Source organism: Microbacterium testaceum (genome assembly GCF_001476655.1).
Lineage (GTDB): Bacteria > Actinomycetota > Actinomycetes > Actinomycetales > Microbacteriaceae > Microbacterium > Microbacterium testaceum_C.
This window is the reverse complement of sequence record NZ_LDRT01000021.1, coordinates 46,305-65,344: the sequence shown is the minus strand read 5'-3', so window position 1 is coordinate 65,344 and position 19,040 is coordinate 46,305. Positions and strand designations below refer to the sequence as shown.

At 69.1% G+C, this 19,040-nt stretch carries 16 protein-coding genes; 11 read left to right on the top strand and 5 right to left on the bottom strand.

Features of this window, described 5'->3' with window-relative positions:
* Positions 1–20: 20 nt before the first annotated feature.
* On the top strand, positions 21–1,733 hold the full coding sequence (locus tag NS220_RS04220; protein WP_058622844.1) for an ABC transporter substrate-binding protein: 1,713 nt from the start codon (positions 21–23) through the stop codon (positions 1,731–1,733).
* Positions 1,734–1,781: 48 nt separating this feature from the next.
* On the opposite strand, the gene NS220_RS04215 is transcribed toward NS220_RS04220, so the two are convergent.
* Entirely contained in the window at positions 1,782–2,609 is an 828-nt protein-coding gene (locus tag NS220_RS04215; RefSeq protein ID WP_058622843.1) for a CPBP family intramembrane glutamic endopeptidase, read from the bottom strand.
* Between the two features lie 184 nt (positions 2,610–2,793).
* Between NS220_RS04215 and NS220_RS04210 the strand changes: the two genes are divergently transcribed.
* From NS220_RS04210 to NS220_RS04200, 3 genes are all read left to right on the top strand, one after another.
* Positions 2,794–4,566 carry an ABC transporter family substrate-binding protein gene (locus tag NS220_RS04210; protein WP_058622842.1) on the top strand — a complete coding sequence of 591 codons (1,773 nt, stop codon included), beginning with the start codon at positions 2,794–2,796 and terminating at the stop codon, positions 4,564–4,566.
* 152 nt (positions 4,567–4,718) lie between these two features.
* Positions 4,719–6,263, top strand: coding sequence for an ABC transporter permease (locus tag NS220_RS04205; protein ID WP_058622841.1), 1,545 nt, complete (start codon positions 4,719–4,721; stop codon positions 6,261–6,263).
* Positions 6,264–6,294: 31 nt separating this feature from the next.
* Positions 6,295–7,344, top strand: a complete 1,050-nt coding sequence (locus NS220_RS04200) for an ABC transporter permease (RefSeq protein WP_058622840.1) — start codon at positions 6,295–6,297, stop codon at positions 7,342–7,344.
* A gap of 20 nt (positions 7,345–7,364) precedes the next feature.
* Here NS220_RS04200 and NS220_RS04195 read toward each other — a convergent pair whose 3' ends face one another.
* Positions 7,365–7,967, bottom strand: a complete 603-nt coding sequence (locus NS220_RS04195) for a hypothetical protein (protein WP_058622839.1) — start codon at positions 7,965–7,967, stop codon at positions 7,365–7,367.
* Between the two features lie 62 nt (positions 7,968–8,029).
* Between NS220_RS04195 and NS220_RS04190 the strand changes: the two genes are divergently transcribed.
* Positions 8,030–9,784: an ABC transporter ATP-binding protein gene (locus NS220_RS04190; RefSeq protein WP_058622838.1), complete on the top strand. Its 1,755-nt coding sequence runs from the start codon at positions 8,030–8,032 to the stop codon at positions 9,782–9,784.
* Between the two features lie 135 nt (positions 9,785–9,919).
* Positions 9,920–11,833 carry a translational GTPase TypA gene (gene typA / locus NS220_RS04185; RefSeq protein ID WP_058622837.1) on the top strand — a complete coding sequence of 638 codons (1,914 nt, stop codon included), beginning with the start codon at positions 9,920–9,922 and terminating at the stop codon, positions 11,831–11,833.
* A 182-nt stretch (positions 11,834–12,015) separates the two neighbouring features.
* On the opposite strand, the gene NS220_RS04180 is transcribed toward typA, so the two are convergent.
* Positions 12,016–12,567, bottom strand: coding sequence for a helix-turn-helix domain-containing protein (locus NS220_RS04180; protein ID WP_058622836.1), 552 nt, complete (start codon positions 12,565–12,567; stop codon positions 12,016–12,018).
* 65 nt (positions 12,568–12,632) lie between these two features.
* Here NS220_RS04180 and NS220_RS04175 point away from each other — a divergent pair, with 65 nt between their 5' ends.
* The 5 genes from NS220_RS04175 (at position 12,633) to dapC (ending at position 15,771) form a co-directional block, all read left to right on the top strand.
* The gene (locus NS220_RS04175; protein WP_058622865.1) at positions 12,633–13,361 is read left to right on the top strand and encodes an AzlC family ABC transporter permease; all 729 of its coding nucleotides are present in this window, start codon (positions 12,633–12,635) and stop codon (positions 13,359–13,361) included.
* Positions 13,358–13,672 carry an AzlD domain-containing protein gene (locus tag NS220_RS04170; protein ID WP_058622835.1) on the top strand — a complete coding sequence of 105 codons (315 nt, stop codon included), beginning with the start codon at positions 13,358–13,360 and terminating at the stop codon, positions 13,670–13,672. Before NS220_RS04175 ends, NS220_RS04170 begins: the two co-directional genes overlap by 4 nt.
* A gap of 179 nt (positions 13,673–13,851) precedes the next feature.
* Positions 13,852–14,274 carry a histidinol dehydrogenase gene (locus NS220_RS04165; protein ID WP_081322974.1) on the top strand — a complete coding sequence of 141 codons (423 nt, stop codon included), beginning with the start codon at positions 13,852–13,854 and terminating at the stop codon, positions 14,272–14,274.
* Between the two features lie 69 nt (positions 14,275–14,343).
* Positions 14,344–14,664 carry a ferredoxin gene (fdxA, locus tag NS220_RS04160; RefSeq protein WP_013586172.1) on the top strand — a complete coding sequence of 107 codons (321 nt, stop codon included), beginning with the start codon at positions 14,344–14,346 and terminating at the stop codon, positions 14,662–14,664.
* A 3-nt stretch (positions 14,665–14,667) separates the two neighbouring features.
* Positions 14,668–15,771: a succinyldiaminopimelate transaminase gene (dapC, locus tag NS220_RS04155; RefSeq protein WP_058622834.1), complete on the top strand. Its 1,104-nt coding sequence runs from the start codon at positions 14,668–14,670 to the stop codon at positions 15,769–15,771.
* Between the two features lies 1 nt (position 15,772).
* Here dapC and NS220_RS04150 read toward each other — a convergent pair whose 3' ends face one another.
* Together NS220_RS04150 and NS220_RS20530 are read right to left on the bottom strand one after the other, a co-directional pair.
* Complete coding sequence (locus NS220_RS04150; RefSeq protein ID WP_058622833.1) at positions 15,773–17,479, bottom strand: ABC transporter ATP-binding protein; 1,707 nt, start codon at positions 17,477–17,479, stop codon at positions 15,773–15,775.
* Positions 17,476–19,038, bottom strand: a complete 1,563-nt coding sequence (locus NS220_RS20530) for an ABC transporter transmembrane domain-containing protein (RefSeq protein WP_242864528.1) — start codon at positions 19,036–19,038, stop codon at positions 17,476–17,478. The genes NS220_RS04150 and NS220_RS20530 overlap by 4 nt, the downstream gene beginning before the upstream one ends.
* Positions 19,039–19,040 lie beyond the last annotated feature (2 nt).

Genomic DNA, 19,040 nt, shown 5'->3' with positions numbered 1-19,040 from the left:
GCCAGTCTCATGTACCTCGATTGACCACACGTTCCGGGCGTCTGCTGACCGCGACGGCACTGGCGATCGTCGCGACCCTCGCGCTGTCCGCCTGCTCCGCGCCGGAGCCGGCCCCGGAGCCCGAGAAGCCGGTGCGGACAAGTCTCACCGTGGGCGTGGTCGGATCCCTCACCAGCTTCAACGCGGCGACCGCGCAGGGTGCGACGTCCGCGAACCGCGCGGTGTCGTCGCTTCTGGATGAGCGACTCGGTTCGCTCGACGGAGACCTCCAGGTCGTGCCGAACAACGGGCTGGGGCGCATCACGCGTGTCGAGGGTGATCCCCTCACCGTCAGCTACGAGCTCTTCCCCGACCGCACGTGGTCCGATGGGACGCCCGTGAGCTTGGACGACCTCCTCTTCGGATGGGCGGTCTCGTCGCACTTCTTCGACGACGCGACTTACGACGCGCAGGGACAGATCGTCTCGGGCACGCGATACTTCCAGACCGCGGTCCCCGCCGATCCGAACGCCCGAACGGAGCGTCCGACCCTCAACCGGGCGAAGGACACGCTCACCCTCGTGTACGACGAGCCGTTCGCCGACTGGAATCGTCAGTGGATGCTCGATCGCCCCGTGCACGTCGTCGCCCAGAAGGCCGGCGTCAGCGTTCAGCAACTCATCTCGGCGATTCTCTCCACGGCGAAGGGTGACCCCTCGGCCCCTGCGACGCCGAACCCCGTCCTCGCGGCCGCTGCAGCCGCGTGGAACACCGGGTTCGACGCACCGGCGGGAGGAGTCCCCGACGCATCGTCAGCGGTGGCGGCGGGGCCCTGGAAGGTCTCCGCGGTGACCGCGGACGCCGTGACGCTCGAACGTCGCGACGACTACCTGGGTGCCCACTTTCCGGGTCTGACCGGCCTCGTCGTTCGGTTCTTCCCTGATCGCGCCGCGCAGCTCGCCGCGGTGACGGCCGGGGAGGTCGACGTGGCCAATGTCGGCGACCTCGACCCGACGCAGCTCGCGGCCCTCACTGACGCGGGCGTGCAGGTCACGACCGGGCCCACGACTCAGACCCTCCAGTTGCGGTTCGCCGACGGCACCCCCGCCGCCCTCCGGCAAGCCATGACCCTGTCGCTCGACCGCGACTCCCTCGTCAAGGAGCTGCTGCAGAAAGTCCGCCCCGAGGCGCGTCCGCTGCAGTCCTTCCTCTCCTCGCCCGCCACGGGGCAGCTCTACAACGACCTCACGGCGGGGAACAACGCTCCGGGGACCTCGGCGGATCCGGATGCCGCGCGCTCCGCGCTCGAGGACCGCGCCGCCGTCCTCCGTGTCTCGTACGACTCCACCGACGACGTGTCCAGTGCCGTCTTCACGCGGCTGGTGACGATGGGGGCGAAGGCGGGGATCGCCGTTCGAGCCGCCTCCGCGGGCGAGCAGGCGGAAGCCACCCTGTCCTGGGTCGGGGAGGACGAGAGCCTGTACCGCTCCTCGCGGGATCGCCTGGCCGAAGGGGTCGACGGCCCCGACGCGCAGCGCGCCTTCCGCAAACTCACGAACGACACGGACCCGGTCGACGTCCTGGCCAGTGCGAAGGACATCGACCGCTCGCTGTTCACCGCCTACGCCGGTGTCCCGCTGTTCGAGCGCACCGGCGCCGTCGCGGTGGGCAAGGGCGTCGGGGGCGTCGCCTACACTTCCGAGCCCGATGGCGTGCCGCCGTCCTTCTGGGCGTGGACGGTGACCACCCCGTAAGTCGCGCTTCCGGCCTCCGGATGCCGAGGCCCGGCTGCCACGTCGACCTCAGGGCGTGGCGGTCGGGGTGGGAGCCGGTGTCGGCGTGAAGATGCCGGGCCACCAGGCTGCGGCCAGCGGGTAGCCGACGAACGCGACGATGTCGATGATCGTGTGGGCGATCACCAGGGGCATGACCCGGCCCCAGCGCCGATAGCACCACCCGAAGACCAGGCCCATGACGACGTTCCCGAGCGCCGAAGGCCATCCCTGATAGAGGTGGTAGCTCCCGCGCAGGAGAGCGGTCGAGACGATGACCCACGTCCATGACCAGCCGAGTCGTCGCAGGCGGTCGAAGAGGTAACCGAGGAAGATCACTTCTTCGGTCAACCCGGCTCGTAGCGCGGCGAGGATCAGGAGGCCGATCACCCACCACGAGGAATCGAGTGGTGCCGGGATGACGGCGATGCTCTGGCCGAGCGCCCGCCCCGCCGCGTAGACGCCGATACCGGGAACACCGATGAGCGCGACCAGGAGGACACCTCGCAGAGTGTCCCCGCCGAACCGACGGACGTCGAGTCCGATGCGTCGGAACGCGCTCAGGCCCGGCTCCCAGAGGAGGTACACCACGAGCGCGACGAGGGCGAGCGAGAAGAAGATGTCCAGGAACTGGTAGATCGCGTCCCACAGCGGTTCCGCGCTGCGGGAGGGATTCAGCTGCGTCTGCTGCTGCGAGATCGGGGCGCGCGTGGCGGCGCGGACGAACGAGACGACGGAGTAGATCGCCGACTGACCGACCGTGACCAACAGGACGAGCGTGATCTCCCACGGCAGCCGTCGACGGCGATAGGCGTCTTGTTCGATCCCGGGGTCGTAGAAGGCCGAGTCGCGGATCATGTTGTCAGATTGCCACATGCAACCGTTCCCGAATTAAAGGTATGTAACGGTTTCCCCAGGAGTTTTGACCAACGCAGTGCATTTACCTATCGTTTCCGTATCCACGGCTCCCCCCGCTGGTGTTTGCTGCGCGGGGAATCGCCAACCTTGCACTGGAGGCAAAGTGTCTGAAAAGACTCGGCGCATGCGCGCCCTGACGGCGGGAGCAGGTGTCGCCGTCGCGGCGCTCGCCCTCGCCGGCTGCACCACGACGGCAGCACCCGAAGGCGGATCCTCCGCCTCCGGCGGCACCATCACGATCGCGACCACCAACGCGTTCACCTCGTTCAACGGTGACACCCCCGAGGCCAACCTCGACACCAACGGCATGGTGGGTTACCTCACCGGTGTCAGCGGCGGTCTCGGCCTCGGTGGCTTCCAGCGCCTCGACAAGGACTTCAGCGTCATCGACAACACCGACTTCGGCACGTACGAGAAGGTGTCGGACGACCCGCTGACGGTCAAGTACACGATCAACGAGGGCCTGACCTGGTCGGACGGCCAGCCCATCAACGCCGATGACATGCTCGTCAACTGGGCCATCAACTCCGGGTACTACGACGACGCGAAGCTCGACGAGAGCGGCGCCGTCACCAACGGTGGCACGCAGTACTTCACCCTCGCCGGCAGCACCGCGGGTCTGGACAGCACCGCGTTCCCGACGATCAGTGACGACAACATGTCGATGACCCTCGTGTACTCGAAGCCGTTCGTGGACTACGAGCTCGTGAACCCCATCGGCAAGCCCGCCCACGTGCTCGCCGAGAAGGCGGGCGTCTCCGAGGAGGACTTCGTCAAGCTCCTCAAGGACACCCCCAAGGGCAACCCGGACGCGCCCGTCGCCCCCAACGCGACCCTGAAGGCAGCGGCCGACTTCTGGAACAAGGGCTACGACGTCACGGCCATGCCGACCGACGCGAGCCTCCTCGTCGCGAGCGGTCCGTTCATCGTGACCGACTTCACGCCCGAGCAGAGCATCACGCTGGGCAAGAACCCCAACTACAAGGGCAAGATGTCGCCCTCGTACGACCAGCTGATCATCCGCTTCATCGGTGACGCCAACGCGCAGGTCACGGCCCTTCAGAACGGTGAGGTCCAGGCGATCCAGCCGCAGGCCTCGGCCGACACGCTGACGGCGCTCAAGAACGCCAACGCGACGGTCCACTCGGGCAGCCAGCTCGCGTACGACCACGTCGACCTGAGCTTCGGCGGCGTCTTCGCCGACGCGAACGTCCGCGAGGCGTTCCTCAAGACGATCCCGCGCCAGCAGATCCTCGACTCGATCATCAAGCCGGTGAACCCGGACGCCAACGTCCTGAACTCGCAGGTCTTCCTGCCCACGGACGGCGACCAGTACGAGACCGCCGTCGCGGCGAGCGGGTACGACAAGTTCACCGAACCCGACATCGAGGGTGCCAAGACGCTGCTGAACGGTGCGACCCCCACGGTCCGTATCCTGTACAACACGAACAACCCCAACCGTGTCGACAGCTTCCGCGCCATCCAGCAGTCGGCGCAGCAGGCCGGCTTCAACATCGTGGACGCCGGCTCGCCCGACTGGGGCAAGCTCCTCGGCAGCGGCAGCTACGACGTCTCGATCTTCGGATGGGTCTCGCCGGGTGCCGGTAACGCCGCTCTCCCGCAGATCTTCAAGACCGGCGGCGGCGGAAACTACAACAACTACAGCAACGCCACCGTCGACACCCTCGTCGACGAGAGCCAGGTCACGACCGATGCCACCAAGCTTGCTGACATCAAGGTGAAGATCGACGCGGAGACGGCCAAGGACTACTACGGTCTGCCGCTGTTCCAGTCGCCCGGTCTCTTCGCCGACAACGGTTCCGTCCAGGGCATCGACTACTTCGGTGGCCAGACGGGCATCGTGTGGAACGCGCAGGAGTGGACGCTGGCGGGTTGATAACCCGTTGATCCCCCGCGAGGCGCCGGAGTCGCCCGACTCCGGCGCCTCGCTTCGTCTGCGCGCGTGCGCCGAACCCGGACCGCACGCGACTATCCTTTCCTGGGCACCTACAGGTGCCTTTCCACCCGATCGAAAGAAGACCTCCCGCGATGGTCGGATTCATTCTCAGGCGCATCGCCGTCTCGATCCTGGTTCTGCTCGCAGCGTCATTCATCATGTACGTTCTGGCCGCCAACTCCGGCGACCCGCTGCAGGACCTGCGCGACAGCTCCGCCACAAACCGTGACCAGCTCATCGCCGCGCGCGTCGCGGCGCTCGACCTGAACGTCCCGGTGCCCCTGCGTTACTTCCTCTGGCTGGGCGGGGCCGCCGGCTGCCTCGTTCCCTTCACGGGTGCGTGCAACCTCGGCCTCACCGTCTCGAACGCGGCCGTGCTCGACATCCTGCCGACCGCCATCGGTTCCACTCTCCAGCTCGTGACGGCGTCGTTCGTGCTGGCCATCGTCCTCGGCATCGTGGTCGGCGTCGTCTCCGCACTGCGTCAGCACAGCGGATTCGACTTCGGCATCACTCTGCTGAGCTTCTTCCTGTTCTCGCTGCCGTCCTTCCTCGTCGCGGTGCTCCTGAAGGAGTTCATGGCGCTGGGCTTCAACAGTTTCCTGGAATCGGCCACGGCCATTCCGATCTGGCTGATCGCCCTGTTGGCCGTCATCACCGCCATCATCTGGCAGGCCATGATCGGCGGTGACGCGCGTCGTCGCGTGATCGTCGGCGCTGTCGCCGGTCTGGCGACCGTCGCCCTGCTCGTGTACTTCAACGTCACGGACTGGTTCCGCAACCCGGGCCTCGGGCCCGTCGGGCTCCTTCTGCTGATCGGCGGGGTCGTGGTGATCACGACCGCCCTCATCGCGGGTCTGCAGAACCGCCGTGCGCTCATCGTCGCCGCGCTGAACGGCGCGATCGCCTACGCGTGCTACTTCGCCCTGCAGGGCCTGTTCGACATCTCGACGTTCAACACGATCATCATCCTCGGGGTCGTCGCCGTCGTGGTCGGTGTCGTCTCGGGCTATCTCCTGGGCGCCCCCGACCGCGGAATGGCCGCGCGCATCGGTGCGTTGGTGGCGTTCCTCTCCGGTGCGCTCGTGGTCCTCGACCGGTACATGCAGTCCTGGCCCCAGTACGTGAGCAACCCCCGGATCAACGGTCGTCCGATCGCGACCGTCGGTGCGAACACTCCGGGGTTCTCCGGCGACATGTGGATCAGCGGGATCGACACGTTCACCCACCTCCTGCTTCCGACGATCTCGCTGCTGCTCATCTCGTTCGCCGGGTACACGCGTTACGCGCGCGCCGGAATGCTCGAGGTGATGAACCAGGACTACATCCGCACGGCGCGGGCCAAGGGCCTGCCCGAGCGCACGGTGATCCTGCGCCACGGACTGCGCAACATGCTCATCCCGATCGTCACCCTGGTCGCGACCGACGTCGGCGCGCTCCTCGGCGGTGCTGTCATCACGGAGAAGGTGTTCGCGATCTCCGGAATGGGGCAGCTGTTCGTGACATCGATTCAGCGCGTCGACGTGAATCCCGTGATGGGCTACTTCATCGTCATCGCGATCACCGCGATCGTCTTCAACTTCTTGGCTGATCTCGCCTACGCCACGCTCGACCCGCGCGTGCGAGTGGTCGCATGATCGCCGCCGTCCGAATCCCGGAGGTCCTCCGATGACCCAGATGCTTCCCGAACCGGCCAACGTCGACGCGCCGGCTCCCGCCGACGAACGGAACACGGTCGGGGTGAGCCAGGGGCGGCTCATCCTCCGGCGCTTCCTCGCGAACAAGGTCGCCGTTGTCTCCGGCATCCTGTTCGTCCTCGTCGCCGTCTTCTCGATCTCCGCGATCGGTCTCGGCCCGATCCCGGGATGGTGGAAGTACGACTACACTTCCCTGAACCCGCAGAACGACGGGGGAGCACCCACGCTCTCGCTGTGGCCGTTCTCGGTCGGAGAACACCCGTTCGGTCAGGACCGCATCGGCATCGACTACTTCGCGATGACCATGCGCGGCATCCAGAACTCGATCCTCGTCATGATCGTGATCAGCTTCGTGGGCACGGCCGTCGGCACCGTGATCGGTGCTCTCGCCGGGTACTACCGCGGCTGGGTGGACTCCGTGCTCATGCGCATCACCGACGTCTTCATCGTCATCCCGATCATCGTGATCGGTGCGGTCGTCGGCCGCGCCACGGGTGGTCTGGGTGTCATCCCGCTGGCGTTCTTCCTCGCGATGATCTCGTGGACGACCATCGCGCGCCTCGTGCGCGCCGAGTTCCTCTCCCTGCGCGAGCGCGAGTTCGTCGAGGCCGCTCGGGTCGCGGGTGCCAGCGACGCACGCATCATCTTCAAGCACATCCTGCCGAACGCGATCGGCGTGGTCATCGTCGCGGCGACGTTGCTCGCGGCATCCGCGATCCTCCTCGAGACGGCGCTGAGCTACCTGCAGCTCGGCGTGCGGCCGCCCGACGTGTCGCTGGGCCTGATCATCTCCGACAACCAGTCGGCGTTCCAGACGCGGCCGTGGCTGTTCTGGTGGCCCGCTGTCTTCATCGTGCTGCTCGCCGTTCTCGTGAACTTCGTCGGCGACGGTCTGCGCGACGCCTTCGACCCGCGTCAGAAGCGGTTCTCGCTGCGGCGCACGAAGGAGCAGCCGGCGTCGTCGACGACGGCTCCTGCCAGCACGCAGGCACGGGTCCACCCGGAGACGCCGTCGTCATGACGGCCGTCTCTCGGCGGGTGTCAGGCCAGCACCACGGCCAGCACCATTCCGGCGATACCCGCGATCAGCAGCAGCAGGTTGTCGACGCGCGGGGTCACGGTCACCGGAACCGATTCGGCGATGCCGGCCTCCACGCGACCGGCATCGCGCAGAGCGTGCCAGCGCGTGCGGACCATCTCCGCGGCGTTGCCGGAATCCGTCCCGGGCAGTTCGCCCGGGCGGGTGTTCGGTGCGGTCACGCCTTCGCTGCGTCGGTGAGCGCGCATCGCGCGGAGCGATCCGGCCGCGCCCGGCACCGGTGCGGCGGTCACGCCGATGCGGCGTCCGGGCGTGTGCAGCTGAAGGGCGTAACGGGTGTCGACATGGATCAGCGCGGCCCAGGGCACGCGGTAGCGGAGAGCGATGTTGTCGACCTGCGCGGCCTCGTCGTCGACGGAGATCGACGGAGACCAGAGCACGGCCGTGACGGCCGCCGCGGCACCCAGGGCGCCGATGATCACCAGGACGGGCGCTTCGGAAGCTCCCGGGACCACGAGAAGACCGATCCCGACCGCGGCGATGATCGCCCAGGCGGTGACGCACAGGATGCGGGTGAACGTCGAGCGGAACGTCTGGCGTGGCATCCTCCGATTCTTTCATTTTCCGATCACTCACTCCCGCTGAGCGGGACCGAGAGGACAGTCTCATGAGCACGACCGAGACGGCGGGCATCCCCGCCCTCCAGATGACCGACCTCAGCGTCGACTTCGCTGTCGACGATGTCTGGGTTCCGGCCGCGAAGAACCTGAACTACTCGATCGCGCGCGGCCAAGTCGTCGCCGTGGTCGGCGAGTCGGGTTCGGGAAAGAGCGTGAGCTCGATGGCCGTGCTCGACCTTCTTCCGAAGAACAGCCGTGTCACCGGCAGCATCAAGGTGAACGGTCGAGAGATCACGGGTCTGTCGGGGCGACAGATGCGCGAGCTGCGCGGACCCGAGGTGGCCGCCATCTTCCAGGAGCCGATGACGGCGCTGAACCCCGTGCTGACCGTGGGGTCGCAGATCATCGAGGCGCTTCGCGCGCACACGCCGATCGCGCCGTCGGCCGCGAAGGCGCGCGCCCTCGAGCTGCTGGGGATGGTCGGCCTGCCCGACCCGGCCAAGGCGTTCGCGTCGTACCCGCATCAGCTCTCGGGCGGTCAGCGTCAGCGCGCCATGATCGCGCAGTCCATCAGCCTCGAGCCCGCCCTGCTCATCGCCGACGAGCCCACCACGGCACTCGATGTGACCGTGCAGGCGGAGATCCTCGACCTCATCCGCGACCTGCGTGACCGCCTCGACTCGGCGGTGCTGCTCATCACCCACGACATGGGTGTGGTGGCCGACCTCGCGGACTGGATCGTCGTGATGAAGTCGGGCGAGATCGTCGAGCAGGGGCCGGCGGCGGTCGTGCTCGGGAACCCGCAGGACGACTACACCAAGGAACTGCTCGCGTCGGTTCCGCGGTTGGGTGAGACGCTCGAGGGCGAGGCGACGGTCGACATCGTCGAGGCTCTTGCCGCGGCCGTGGCCGAGGGCCCGGCGCACACCGAGGAGCTGACGCTCGCGGCAGCCGCGCCCGTCATCGCGCATCCGGTGCTCGAGCTCGAGCACGTGTCGATCGAGTACGGCAAGAAGGGCCGCGTCGCCGCGTTCCGTGCCGTCGACGACGTGACGCTCGGGATCGCCGAGGGCGAGATCGTCGGCCTCGTGGGGGAGTCGGGTTCGGGCAAGTCCACGATCGGTCGTGCCGCGATCGGTCTGCAGCCGATCGCCGATGGCCGCCTGGTGGTCGACGGCGTCGACATCTCGAGCGGCTCGCGCAAACTGATCAAGTCGCTCCGTCGTCGCGTCGGCATCGTGTTCCAGGACCCGTCGTCGTCGCTGAACCCCCGACTTCCCATCGGCGAGTCGATCGGTGAGCCGCTCTTCCTCGCCGGCGAGGCGAAGGGCGCCGAGCTCGATGCACGCGTCGAGAAGCTCCTCGACGAGGTGCGTCTTCCGCGCAGCTACCGCAACCGCTACCCGCACGAGCTCTCCGGTGGTCAGAAGCAGCGCGTCGGCATCGCGCGCGCTCTCTCGCTGCAGCCCCGACTGCTCGTCGCCGACGAGCCGACGAGTGCTCTGGACGTCTCCGTGCAGGCACGTGTGCTCGAGCTCCTCAGCGAGCTGCAGAAGGAGCACCGCTTCGCGTGCCTCTTCATCAGCCACGACCTCGCCGTGGTGGATGCCATGGCCGACCGGATCGTCGTGCTCAACCGCGGCAAGATCGCGGAGCAGGGCACGCGCGACGAGATCCTGCGCGCGCCGAAGGAGGCGTACACGCAGCGTCTCATCGCCGCGATCCCGGTGCCCGATGTCGAGGTCCAGGCGGCCCGCCGCGAGCTGCGACACGAGCTGCTTCGGGACACGCCGGCGTCCTGAGGTCCGTACAGCGAAGGGCGGGATTCCAGATGGGATCTCGCCCTTTCTGCTGCCTGCCAGGGAAAGTTGCGGACGCCCGGTAGAGTGGGAGGGCCCGATTCCGGGCGACACCCCAATCTTTCCTGGAGACCCTCCATGGCGCACGCCCTTCGTCCTGACCTCCGTAACGTCGCGATCGTCGCGCACGTCGACCACGGCAAGACGACCCTCGTCGACGCCATGCTCCGCCAGACCGGCTCGTTCGGCGAGCACGCGCACATCGAAGAGCGCGCGATGGACTCGAACGACCTCGAGCGCGAGAAGGGCATCACGATCCTCGCCAAGAACACGGCGATCGAGTACAACGGCGTCCACACCGACGTTCCGGTGACGATCAACGTCATCGACACCCCCGGTCACGCCGACTTCGGTGGCGAGGTCGAGCGCGGCCTGTCGATGGTCGACGGCGTCGTGCTGCTCGTCGACGCGTCCGAGGGTCCACTGCCCCAGACCCGCTTCGTGCTGCGCAAGGCGCTCGAGGCGAAGCTTCCCGTCATCCTGCTGGTCAACAAGACCGACCGTCCCGACGCGCGCATCGCCGAGGTCGAAGAAGAGGCGCACGACCTGCTGCTGGGCCTCGCGTCCGACCTGGTCGACGACGTGCCCGACCTCGACGTCGACGCCCTGCTCGACGTGCCGGTCGTCTACGCCTCGGGCCGTGCCGGTGCGGCATCGCTGAACCGTCCCGACAACGGCGCGCTCCCCGACAACGACGACCTCGAGCCGCTGTTCGCCGCGATCCTCGAGCACGTCCCGGCTCCCGCCTACGACGACGAGGCGCCGCTGCAGGCCTGGGTCACCAACCTCGACTCGTCGCCGTTCCTCGGCCGTCTCGCGCTTCTGCGCGTCTTCAACGGCACGCTGAAGAAGGGCCAGACCGTGGCCTGGGTGCGCGCCGACGGCACCACCAGCAACGCCCGTGTCACCGAGCTGCTGAAGACCCGCGCGCTCGAGCGCTACCCCGCCGAGGACGCCGGCCCCGGCGACATCGTCGCGATCGCCGGTTTCCCCGACATCACGATCGGCGAGACCATCGCCGACCCCGAGGACGTGCGTCCGCTTCCGGCCATCACGGTCGACGACCCCGCCATCTCAATGACGATCGGCACCAACACCTCGCCCCTCATGGGCAAGGTCAAGGGCCACAAGCTCACCGCGCGCATGGTCAAGGACCGTCTCGACCGCGAGCTCATCGGTAACGTCTCGCTCAAGGTCGTCGACATCGGTCGTCCCGATGCCTGGGAGGTCCAGGGCCGCGGAGAGCTCGCTCTCGCGATCCTCGTCGAGAACATGCGCCGCGAGGGCTTCGAACTCACCGTCGGCAAGCCCCAGGTGGTCACCAAGCGCGGCGACGACGGCAAGCTCAAGGAGCCGTTCGAGCACCTCACGATCGACGCTCCCGAGGAGCACCTCGGCGCGATCACGCAGCTCATGGCCGCCCGCAAGGGCCGCATGGACAACATGACCAACCACGGCACCGGCTGGGTGCGCATGGAGTTCGTCGTCCCCTCGCGCGGTCTCATCGGCTTCCGCAGCGAGTTCCTCACGATCACGCGCGGCACCGGCATCGCCAACGCCATCTCGCACGGCTACGACGACTGGGCCGGTTCGATCACCACGCGTCAGAACGGCTCGATCGTCGCCGACCGAATGGGCGTCGTGACCCCCTTCGCCATGATCGCCCTGCAGGAGCGCATGAGCTTCTTCGTGCAGCCCACCGAAGAGGTCTACGAGGGCATGGTCATCGGCGAGAACTCGCGCGCCGACGACATGGACGTCAACATCACCAAGGAGAAGAAGCTCACGAACATGCGTTCGTCGACCTCCGACTCCTTCGAGTCGATGACGCCCCCGCGCGTGCTCACGCTGGAGGAGTCGCTCGAGTTCGCGCGCGACGACGAATGCGTCGAGGTCACGCCCGAGAAGGTGCGCATCCGCAAGGTCGTGCTCGACGCGACCGAGCGCGGCCGTGCCGCCTCGCGCCTCAAGCGTCAGGATGCCAACGCCTGACCACCGCGTCGTCCAACGGCCCCGTCCAGCTCACGCTCGGCGGGGCCGTTCGTCATCTCATCCAGCCGTGCGGTGCGATGCGCGCCCTACTTGTCGTCGATAAACGCTGATCCTGCCGAGACACGCGGAGACGTGGCGTGTTTCGGCACGCTCGGCGTTTATCGACGGGTGTCGGCGGTGGCTCAGCGCGATTCGACCACGCAGACGGCGCTCATGCCGGGGGTCAAGGCCTCGAAGACGTGCGGGGCATCGCCGGGGTACGAGAGGTAGTCGCCGGGGGAGAGCTCGTACGGGTCGTCGGCGGGTCCGACGCGCCCGCGACCCGAGACCATCACGAGGTGCTCGACCGTGCCGCGCGGGTGCGGGTCGGACGATCTCGGCGATCCCGGCTCGGCGCTCAACAGGTAGATGTCGCGCCGCGCGTGCGGCGGACTCGCCGACAGCAGCACCGCCAGATAATCGGATGCCGACGACGGCACCGCCGTGGCCGCCTCTCCCGCGCGGATCAGGGTGGGGGAGCGTACGCCCTCATCGACGAGGACCGCGAAGGGGACCTCGAGCGCCGAAGCCAGGGCCCACAGGGTTTCGACGCTCGGATTGCCGCCGCCGTTCTCGAGCTGCGAGACGGTGGCCTTGGCCACGCCGGCGCGTCGGGCGAGCTCGGAGACGCTGAGATCGCGGCGCGCGCGTTCGCGTCGCAGGGTCGCCGCGATACGGTCGCCGAGATCACTCATCCGTTCATTATGGTCGCCGATCGTTCGACTTGACGAACGACACCTGCTCGTTCACCATGATGACCATGCGTTCGTTCTCTCGAACACCCGAGGGTGTCGCCGCTCGCCAGGGTCTTGCCGTGGCTCTCGCCACGAGCGCGTACGGCATCTCTTTCGGCGCCCTGTCCGTGGCATCCGGTCTCGATGTCTGGCAGACGTGTGTGCTGAGTCTGCTGATGTTCACCGGCGGCTCGCAATTCGCGTTCGTCGGGGTCATCGCCGCCGGGGGAGTGGCCGCCGCCCCCGCCGCCATCGCGTCAGCCGTGCTGCTGGGGGTGCGCAACGCCGCGTATGCGATGCGCATGGCACCGATCGTCGCGGGCGGTTTCTGGCGCAAGGCGGGGGCGACGCCGTTCACCATCGACGAGTCGGTTGCCGTAGGGCTCGCTCAGAGCGAGCCGCGTGCCCGTCAGGTGGGGTTCTGGGTCACGGGCGTGGCGATCTGGGTCGGGTGGAACGTATCGACTCTCCTCGGCGCCCTCCTCGGAGACGTGCTGGGCGACCCACGCTCCTATGGCTTGGATGCGGCCGCTGCGGCCGCGTTCCTCGCCCTGCTCTGGCCGCGATTGCGGGGTCGCCAACCCCTCGCCGTGGCCCTCGGCGCGGCGGTCGTCGCCGCGGTCCTGACCCCGGTGCTCATACCCGGAATCCCCGTCATCGCCGCCGCGGGAGTCGCCGTCGCGGTCGGGCTGTTCGACGGGCGTTCCCCCACCCCCACGCCGACCGGCGTCGCAGAAGAGAAAGGGATGCCGTGACCCTCTGGACCGCCATTCTCTTGGCATCCGTTCTCTGCGTCGCGCTGAAGGGGGTGGGCTACCTGCTTCCCGCGCGGTGGCTCGAGTCGCCCCGACCGGCCCGCATCGCCGATCTGCTCACGGTGGCGCTGCTGTCGGCGCTCGTCGTCGTGCAGACGCTCGGGGCGGGCGCGTCGATCGTGGTCGATGCGCGTGTCCCGGCCCTCGGTGTGGCCGCGCTGCTGTTGTGGGCGCGGATGCCCTTCCTCGTCGTCGTCGCGGGTGCGGCGGGGACGGCAGCGCTTCTCCGGTTGTGGGGATGGGCGCTGTGACCGCGCGACGATGACACGACAGAGGCGGCGAGGGCTCGGGCTCCGTCAGGGCAAGAGTCCCTCTGTCGAGAGAAGTGGGGGATGGAGCGGCGAATTCATACGCGGTGTGCGGCAACCGCCCAGTGGGCGGGGACTTCGAGTCCAGCATGTGGGCATGTGGGCGCATCTACACTGATCGGGTGAACTCTGGCATCCTGCGCATCGTCGGTTGGGCCGTAGCGCTCCTCGTGGGGGCGTTCTACGGAACGGCCGGTACGGTGGCGCAAGCATTCCTCGTGGGGCCGATCCCGGTCGGGCTGCTGCTCGCGACGGTCGGCAGTGCGGCTCTCCTGATCGCCCTGCGCACGCTCACGGGCGACCGTGTGAACGCGCTGGCGGGCGGTCTCGGTATCACCCTCGTGACCTATGTGTTCTCGCAGGTGGGGCGGGGCGGCTCGGCCATCGTCGCCGCGCCGACGCCCGGAACCGAGTGGGTTCCGCTGGTGTGGACGGTCGTGGGGCCGGCGCTCATGGTGCTCGTGGCGTTCTGGCCGGGCGTGTCGACCGCGCCGCAGGGGACCGGCGGCGAGACGACCCCGGACCCCGCCGTTCCGGCGCGTTGACATCGACGGATCATAGGTCAGACGGCGCGCGGGCGAGGCCGGGCGGGTAAGCGCGATTAGACTGGACGGGTGACTTACGTGATCGCCCTCCCGTGTGTCGATGTCAAAGACCGCGCCTGCATCGACGAGTGTCCGGTCGACTGCATCTACGAAGGAGAGCGGTCGCTCTACATCCACCCCGACGAGTGCGTCGACTGCGGGGCGTGCGAGCCCGTCTGCCCCGTCGAGGCGATCTACTACGAGGACGATCTGCCCGAGGAGTGGTCCGACTACTACAAGGCGAACGTCGAGTTCTTCGACGACATCGGTTCTCCCGGTGGTGCGGCCAAGGTCGGCGTGATCGCCAAGGATCATCCGGTCATCACCGCCCTTCCTCCGCAGAGTCACTGACCCGTGGGCGTCGCCGAGCTCGCCGACTACCCCTGGGACGCCGTCGCCCCGTTCGCCGAGCGCGCACGACGCCACCCCGCCGGGATCGTCGACCTGTCGATCGGCTCGCCCGTCGACCCCACTCCCGCCGTGGTCGCCGAGGCTCTCGCCGATGCGACGGACGCGCACGCCTACCCCGCGACCGCGGGCACACCGGCGCTGCGGGAGGCGATCGTCGACTGGTACGCCCGTCGCCGGGGCGTTCCCGGGCTGACCCCGGCGCAGGTGCTGCCCACCGTCGGCTCGAAGGAGCTCGTCGCCCTGCTTCCGCTCCTGCTCGGACTGGGCCCCGGCGATGCCGTGGTGCACCCCCGGGCCGCCTACCCGACCTACGAGGTCGGTGCCCGTCTCGTCGGCGCGGAGCCGGTGGCATCCGACGATCCGTCCGACTGGCCCGCGAACACGAAGCTCGTGTGGGTCAACTCACCCGGAAACCCGGACGGCCGGGTGCTCTCGGTACCCGAGATGGCGGATGCCGTCGCCCGGGCTCGTGAGCTCGGAGCCGTCCTCGCGTCCGACGAGTGCTACGCCGAGCTGGGCTGGGACGCCCCCTGGGACGCGGAACGCGTGCCGAGCGCGCTGGATCCGGCCGTGGTCGGGGACGACCTGACGAGCGTGCTCTCTGTGTACTCGTTGAGCAAGCAGTCGAACCTCGCGGGCTACCGCGCGGCCTTCCTCGCCGGGGATGAACAGCTGGTCGCGCGACTGCTGACCGGACGCAAGCACCTCGGCCTCATCCCGCCCGCGCCCGTTCAGCGGGCGATGACGGTGGCGCTCGGTGACGACGCGCACGTGCTCGAGCAGCGCGAGCGCTACGCCCACCGCCGGGCCATGCTGAAGCCCGCGGTGGAGGCGGCCGGCTTCACCGTCGACCGCAGCGAAGCAGGTCTCTACCTCTGGGCCACGGAGGGGCGCGACGCATGGGAGAGCGTCGGGCGTCTCGCCGATCTCGGCATCCTGGTCGGACCAGGGCACTTCTACGGGACGCACTACCCGAACCACGTGCGTTTCTCGCTGACGGCGACCGACGAGCGGATCGCGGCCGCCGCCGAGCGCTTGACTCCCTGACTCAGGTCGACCGACTCCAGGCTTCCCAGAGCCGCCCGTAGGGGCCATCCGAGGTGCGAAGGTCGTCGTGCGTACCCTCTTCGCTCACGCGCCCGTGGTCCAGGACGACGACGCGGTCGGCGGAGGCCGCTTGACTCAGACGGTGGGCCACGACCAGCGCCGTCCGGCCCTCGACGGCGGCGAGAGCGGCGTCCTCGAGGCGTCCCGCTTCCGTCGAGCCGGCTTCGGCGGTCGCCTCGTCGAGGACGACGAACGCGGGGTCGGCGAGGATCACGCGCGCAAGGGCGAGTTGCTGGGCCTCTGCCGCCGACAGCGCGGTGCCGGAGGCGCCGACCGGTTCGTCGAGGCCACGCGGAAGGCGGGCGACGATGCCGTCGGCGCTCACTCGTGACAGGGCCCGATGCAGGTCGTCCTCGCTCGCGTCGGGTGCGGCGAGCGTCAGATTCTCGCGCAGGTCGGTGTCGAAGACGTGCACGTCCTGCGTGACGAGAGCGACGGATGCCGGACGGTGCACCACTCCTTCGACGGGTTCGTGCACGCCGGCGGCGATGGCGGCGAGGGTGGACTTGCCGGCTCCCGAGGCTCCGACCACGGCCACGGTGGCGCCCGCGTCGACGCGGACCGTCACCGCGTGCAGGACGGGATGGCCGGCGTCGTACGCGTGCGTGACATCGATGATGCGCACGTCCTCGCCCGCGGGCGTGGGAACGGGCGGAGGGCCCGGGGGCGCCGAGCGGATGACGCCGACGATCCGCGCGAGCGAGGCGAGAGACGACTGCAGATCGTCGACGACGAAGAGCAGCTGATTGATGGGGCCGAACAGTCGCAGGAACAACAGCATCGCGGCCGTGGTGCCGCCGACGGTTCCGACATCGTTCGACACGAGGACGAACCCGACCGCGAGCAGCCCCGCCATGCCGAGGAACTCGGCCGCGTTGAGCCGGGCGAAGAAGAGGTTCTGGATGCCACGCGCCCGCATGCTCCAGCGCACGACGTTCCACGACGCCTCCGCGATCCGCGCGAGGTGGGCGGACTCCGCACCGTACGCGCGCACCGTCTCGAACCCCCGCAGAGCGTCGAGGAGATGCTGAGCCCGCCCGGCCATCGCTGCGCGTTCGGCCGCATAGACACCGGGGGCCGAGCGCAGATAGAGCCGCACGGCGATCACGTGCAGCGGCGAGACGACGAGGAGAGCGAGGGCGTACCACGGATCGATGGCAGCCATGCCGATGAGGGTGACGACGATGGTGAACGCTGCCCCGACGAGGGCGGGGACCACGCGCGGGATGGCATCCGACACCTGGGCGACGTCATCGCCCGCGCGCGCGACGAGATCGCCCGTTCCCGCGCGTTCCACGCGCGAGGGAGGCAGGTGCAGAGCGGCGTCGACCATCCGTTCGCGAAGATCGGCGAGAGCGCCCTCGAAGAGCTGCGACGCGGCGACCATGCCGACGGCGGTGAGGACGGCCCCGGCCACGACCGCGCCGGCCATCACGGCCGCGAGGAGGCCCGCGAGGTGGGGAGCGTCGTCGCCTGCGCCGATGGCGTCGACCACGCCGCCGAGGGCGAGAGGACCGACCACGCCCGCCACCGCTGCGGCGAGGACGACGAGGACCAGCCCCGGGACCCGCCACCACCCGCGTGCCACGGATCGGCGGAGCTCCCGGGCGACCTCGCGGGCGGAGGCGACGGGAAGAGGCGTGCTCACGCGTGTCCTCCGTCCGTCAGCCGAACCACGCGATCGGCCACCGCCGCGAACGCGGGAGCGCGGGTGACCACGATGGTGCGCCGATGGCGGCGTGCCTGGTGCACGCGTTGGGCGATGCGTGCTTCCGTCACCGCGTCGACGGCCGTGGTGGGATCGTGCAGCACGAGGAGGTCGGGATCGCGCGCCAGCGCCCGGGCCAGGGCGACGCGCTGGCGTTGGCCTCCGGAGAGCGCCGTGCCGTTCTCGCCGACGCCGCTCGCCAGGCCCTGCGGGAGAACGTCGGCGAGCTCATCGCACGCGGCGGCGTACAGAGCGGCGGCGAGGGCGTCGGCATCCCTCCCGAAGGCCTGCACGTTCTCGGTCACGCTCCCGCTGAACAGGTGCGCCGCGTGCGGGGCGTGCAGGGCCTCCGGATGCCGCGCGCGCAGCGCCGCGACCACGTCGGCGGCCCGTGCTCCCGCGCACGACACGACGACGAACTCGCCCGGCTGCACGTCGGGGAGCGAGACGGGGAGTCGGGGTTCGTCCGCGACCGCCGTGAGGGGCTCCTCATCTCGCAGGAGGTCGAGGACGCGCGTCGCGGAGGCGGTCGCGGACGCCCACCACGACCCGGTGTTCAGCGCGAGAGCCCCGAGCGGGTCGAGGAGGAACTGGGCGAGCCCGACCACCGCGATGAACTCGCCGAGTCCGAGCGTCCCCGACAAGGTGAGGACCGCGGCGATCACCGCGATCGCGGTAAGGAAGAGACCGGTGACGATGCTCATGGCGCCCCCGAACGTGCCTTCCGCGCGGCGGGCGCGCACGGTGTCGGCAAGGGCGGTTCGGCTGGCACGGCGATAGCGGCGGCTGGCCTCGGCCTCGGCGCCGATGCCGCGGATGACGCGGTAGCCGCTCAGCAGGTCTGCGGCCCGCCCGGCCGCGGCCGCGGCCGCCTCTTGCTCCTGACCGCTGCGATCGCGCAGTCGGCGGCCGGCGCGTTCGGTGAGCCCGAGAAGCAGAGGTGCTCCGAGGAGCACGGCAAGACCGAGGGGCCACGAGATCGTCAGGAGGACGGTGCCGCCGAAGAGGACGGCGGCGAGCTGACCCACGGGGTAGATGCCGATCTCGACGGCCTCGGACAGGCGGTTGGCATCGGACGTCGCGAGGGAGAGAGCGACCCCGGGCTGGTCGGAGGGGCGTCCCGGGCGCGGCGAACGGTGGAGCAGGTGTGCGGAAACGGTGGCGCGCAGGCGATGCTGTACCGCCAGCATGCCGAGTTCGGCGAGCCGCGAGCCGAAGCGCCACGAGAACGACAGGACGAGGAAGTCCGCCGCCAAGACGCTCAGCCAGAGCGCGAGCTGAACCGGGTCGCCCGTCGTCACGGCGCGTTCGATCGCCAGTCCCATGACGATCGGCACCAGCGCCTCGCCCAGCTGGTGGGTGATCGACAGGACCGCGGCGGGAACGGTGTACCGCGGAGCGGCGCGCATCACCCGCAGGGCCAGGCGGCGCGGACTCGTCCCCTCGGTGATCGGGATCTCGCGCGTGGGAACCGGTTCAGCGGGTGCCTGGAGCAGCATCC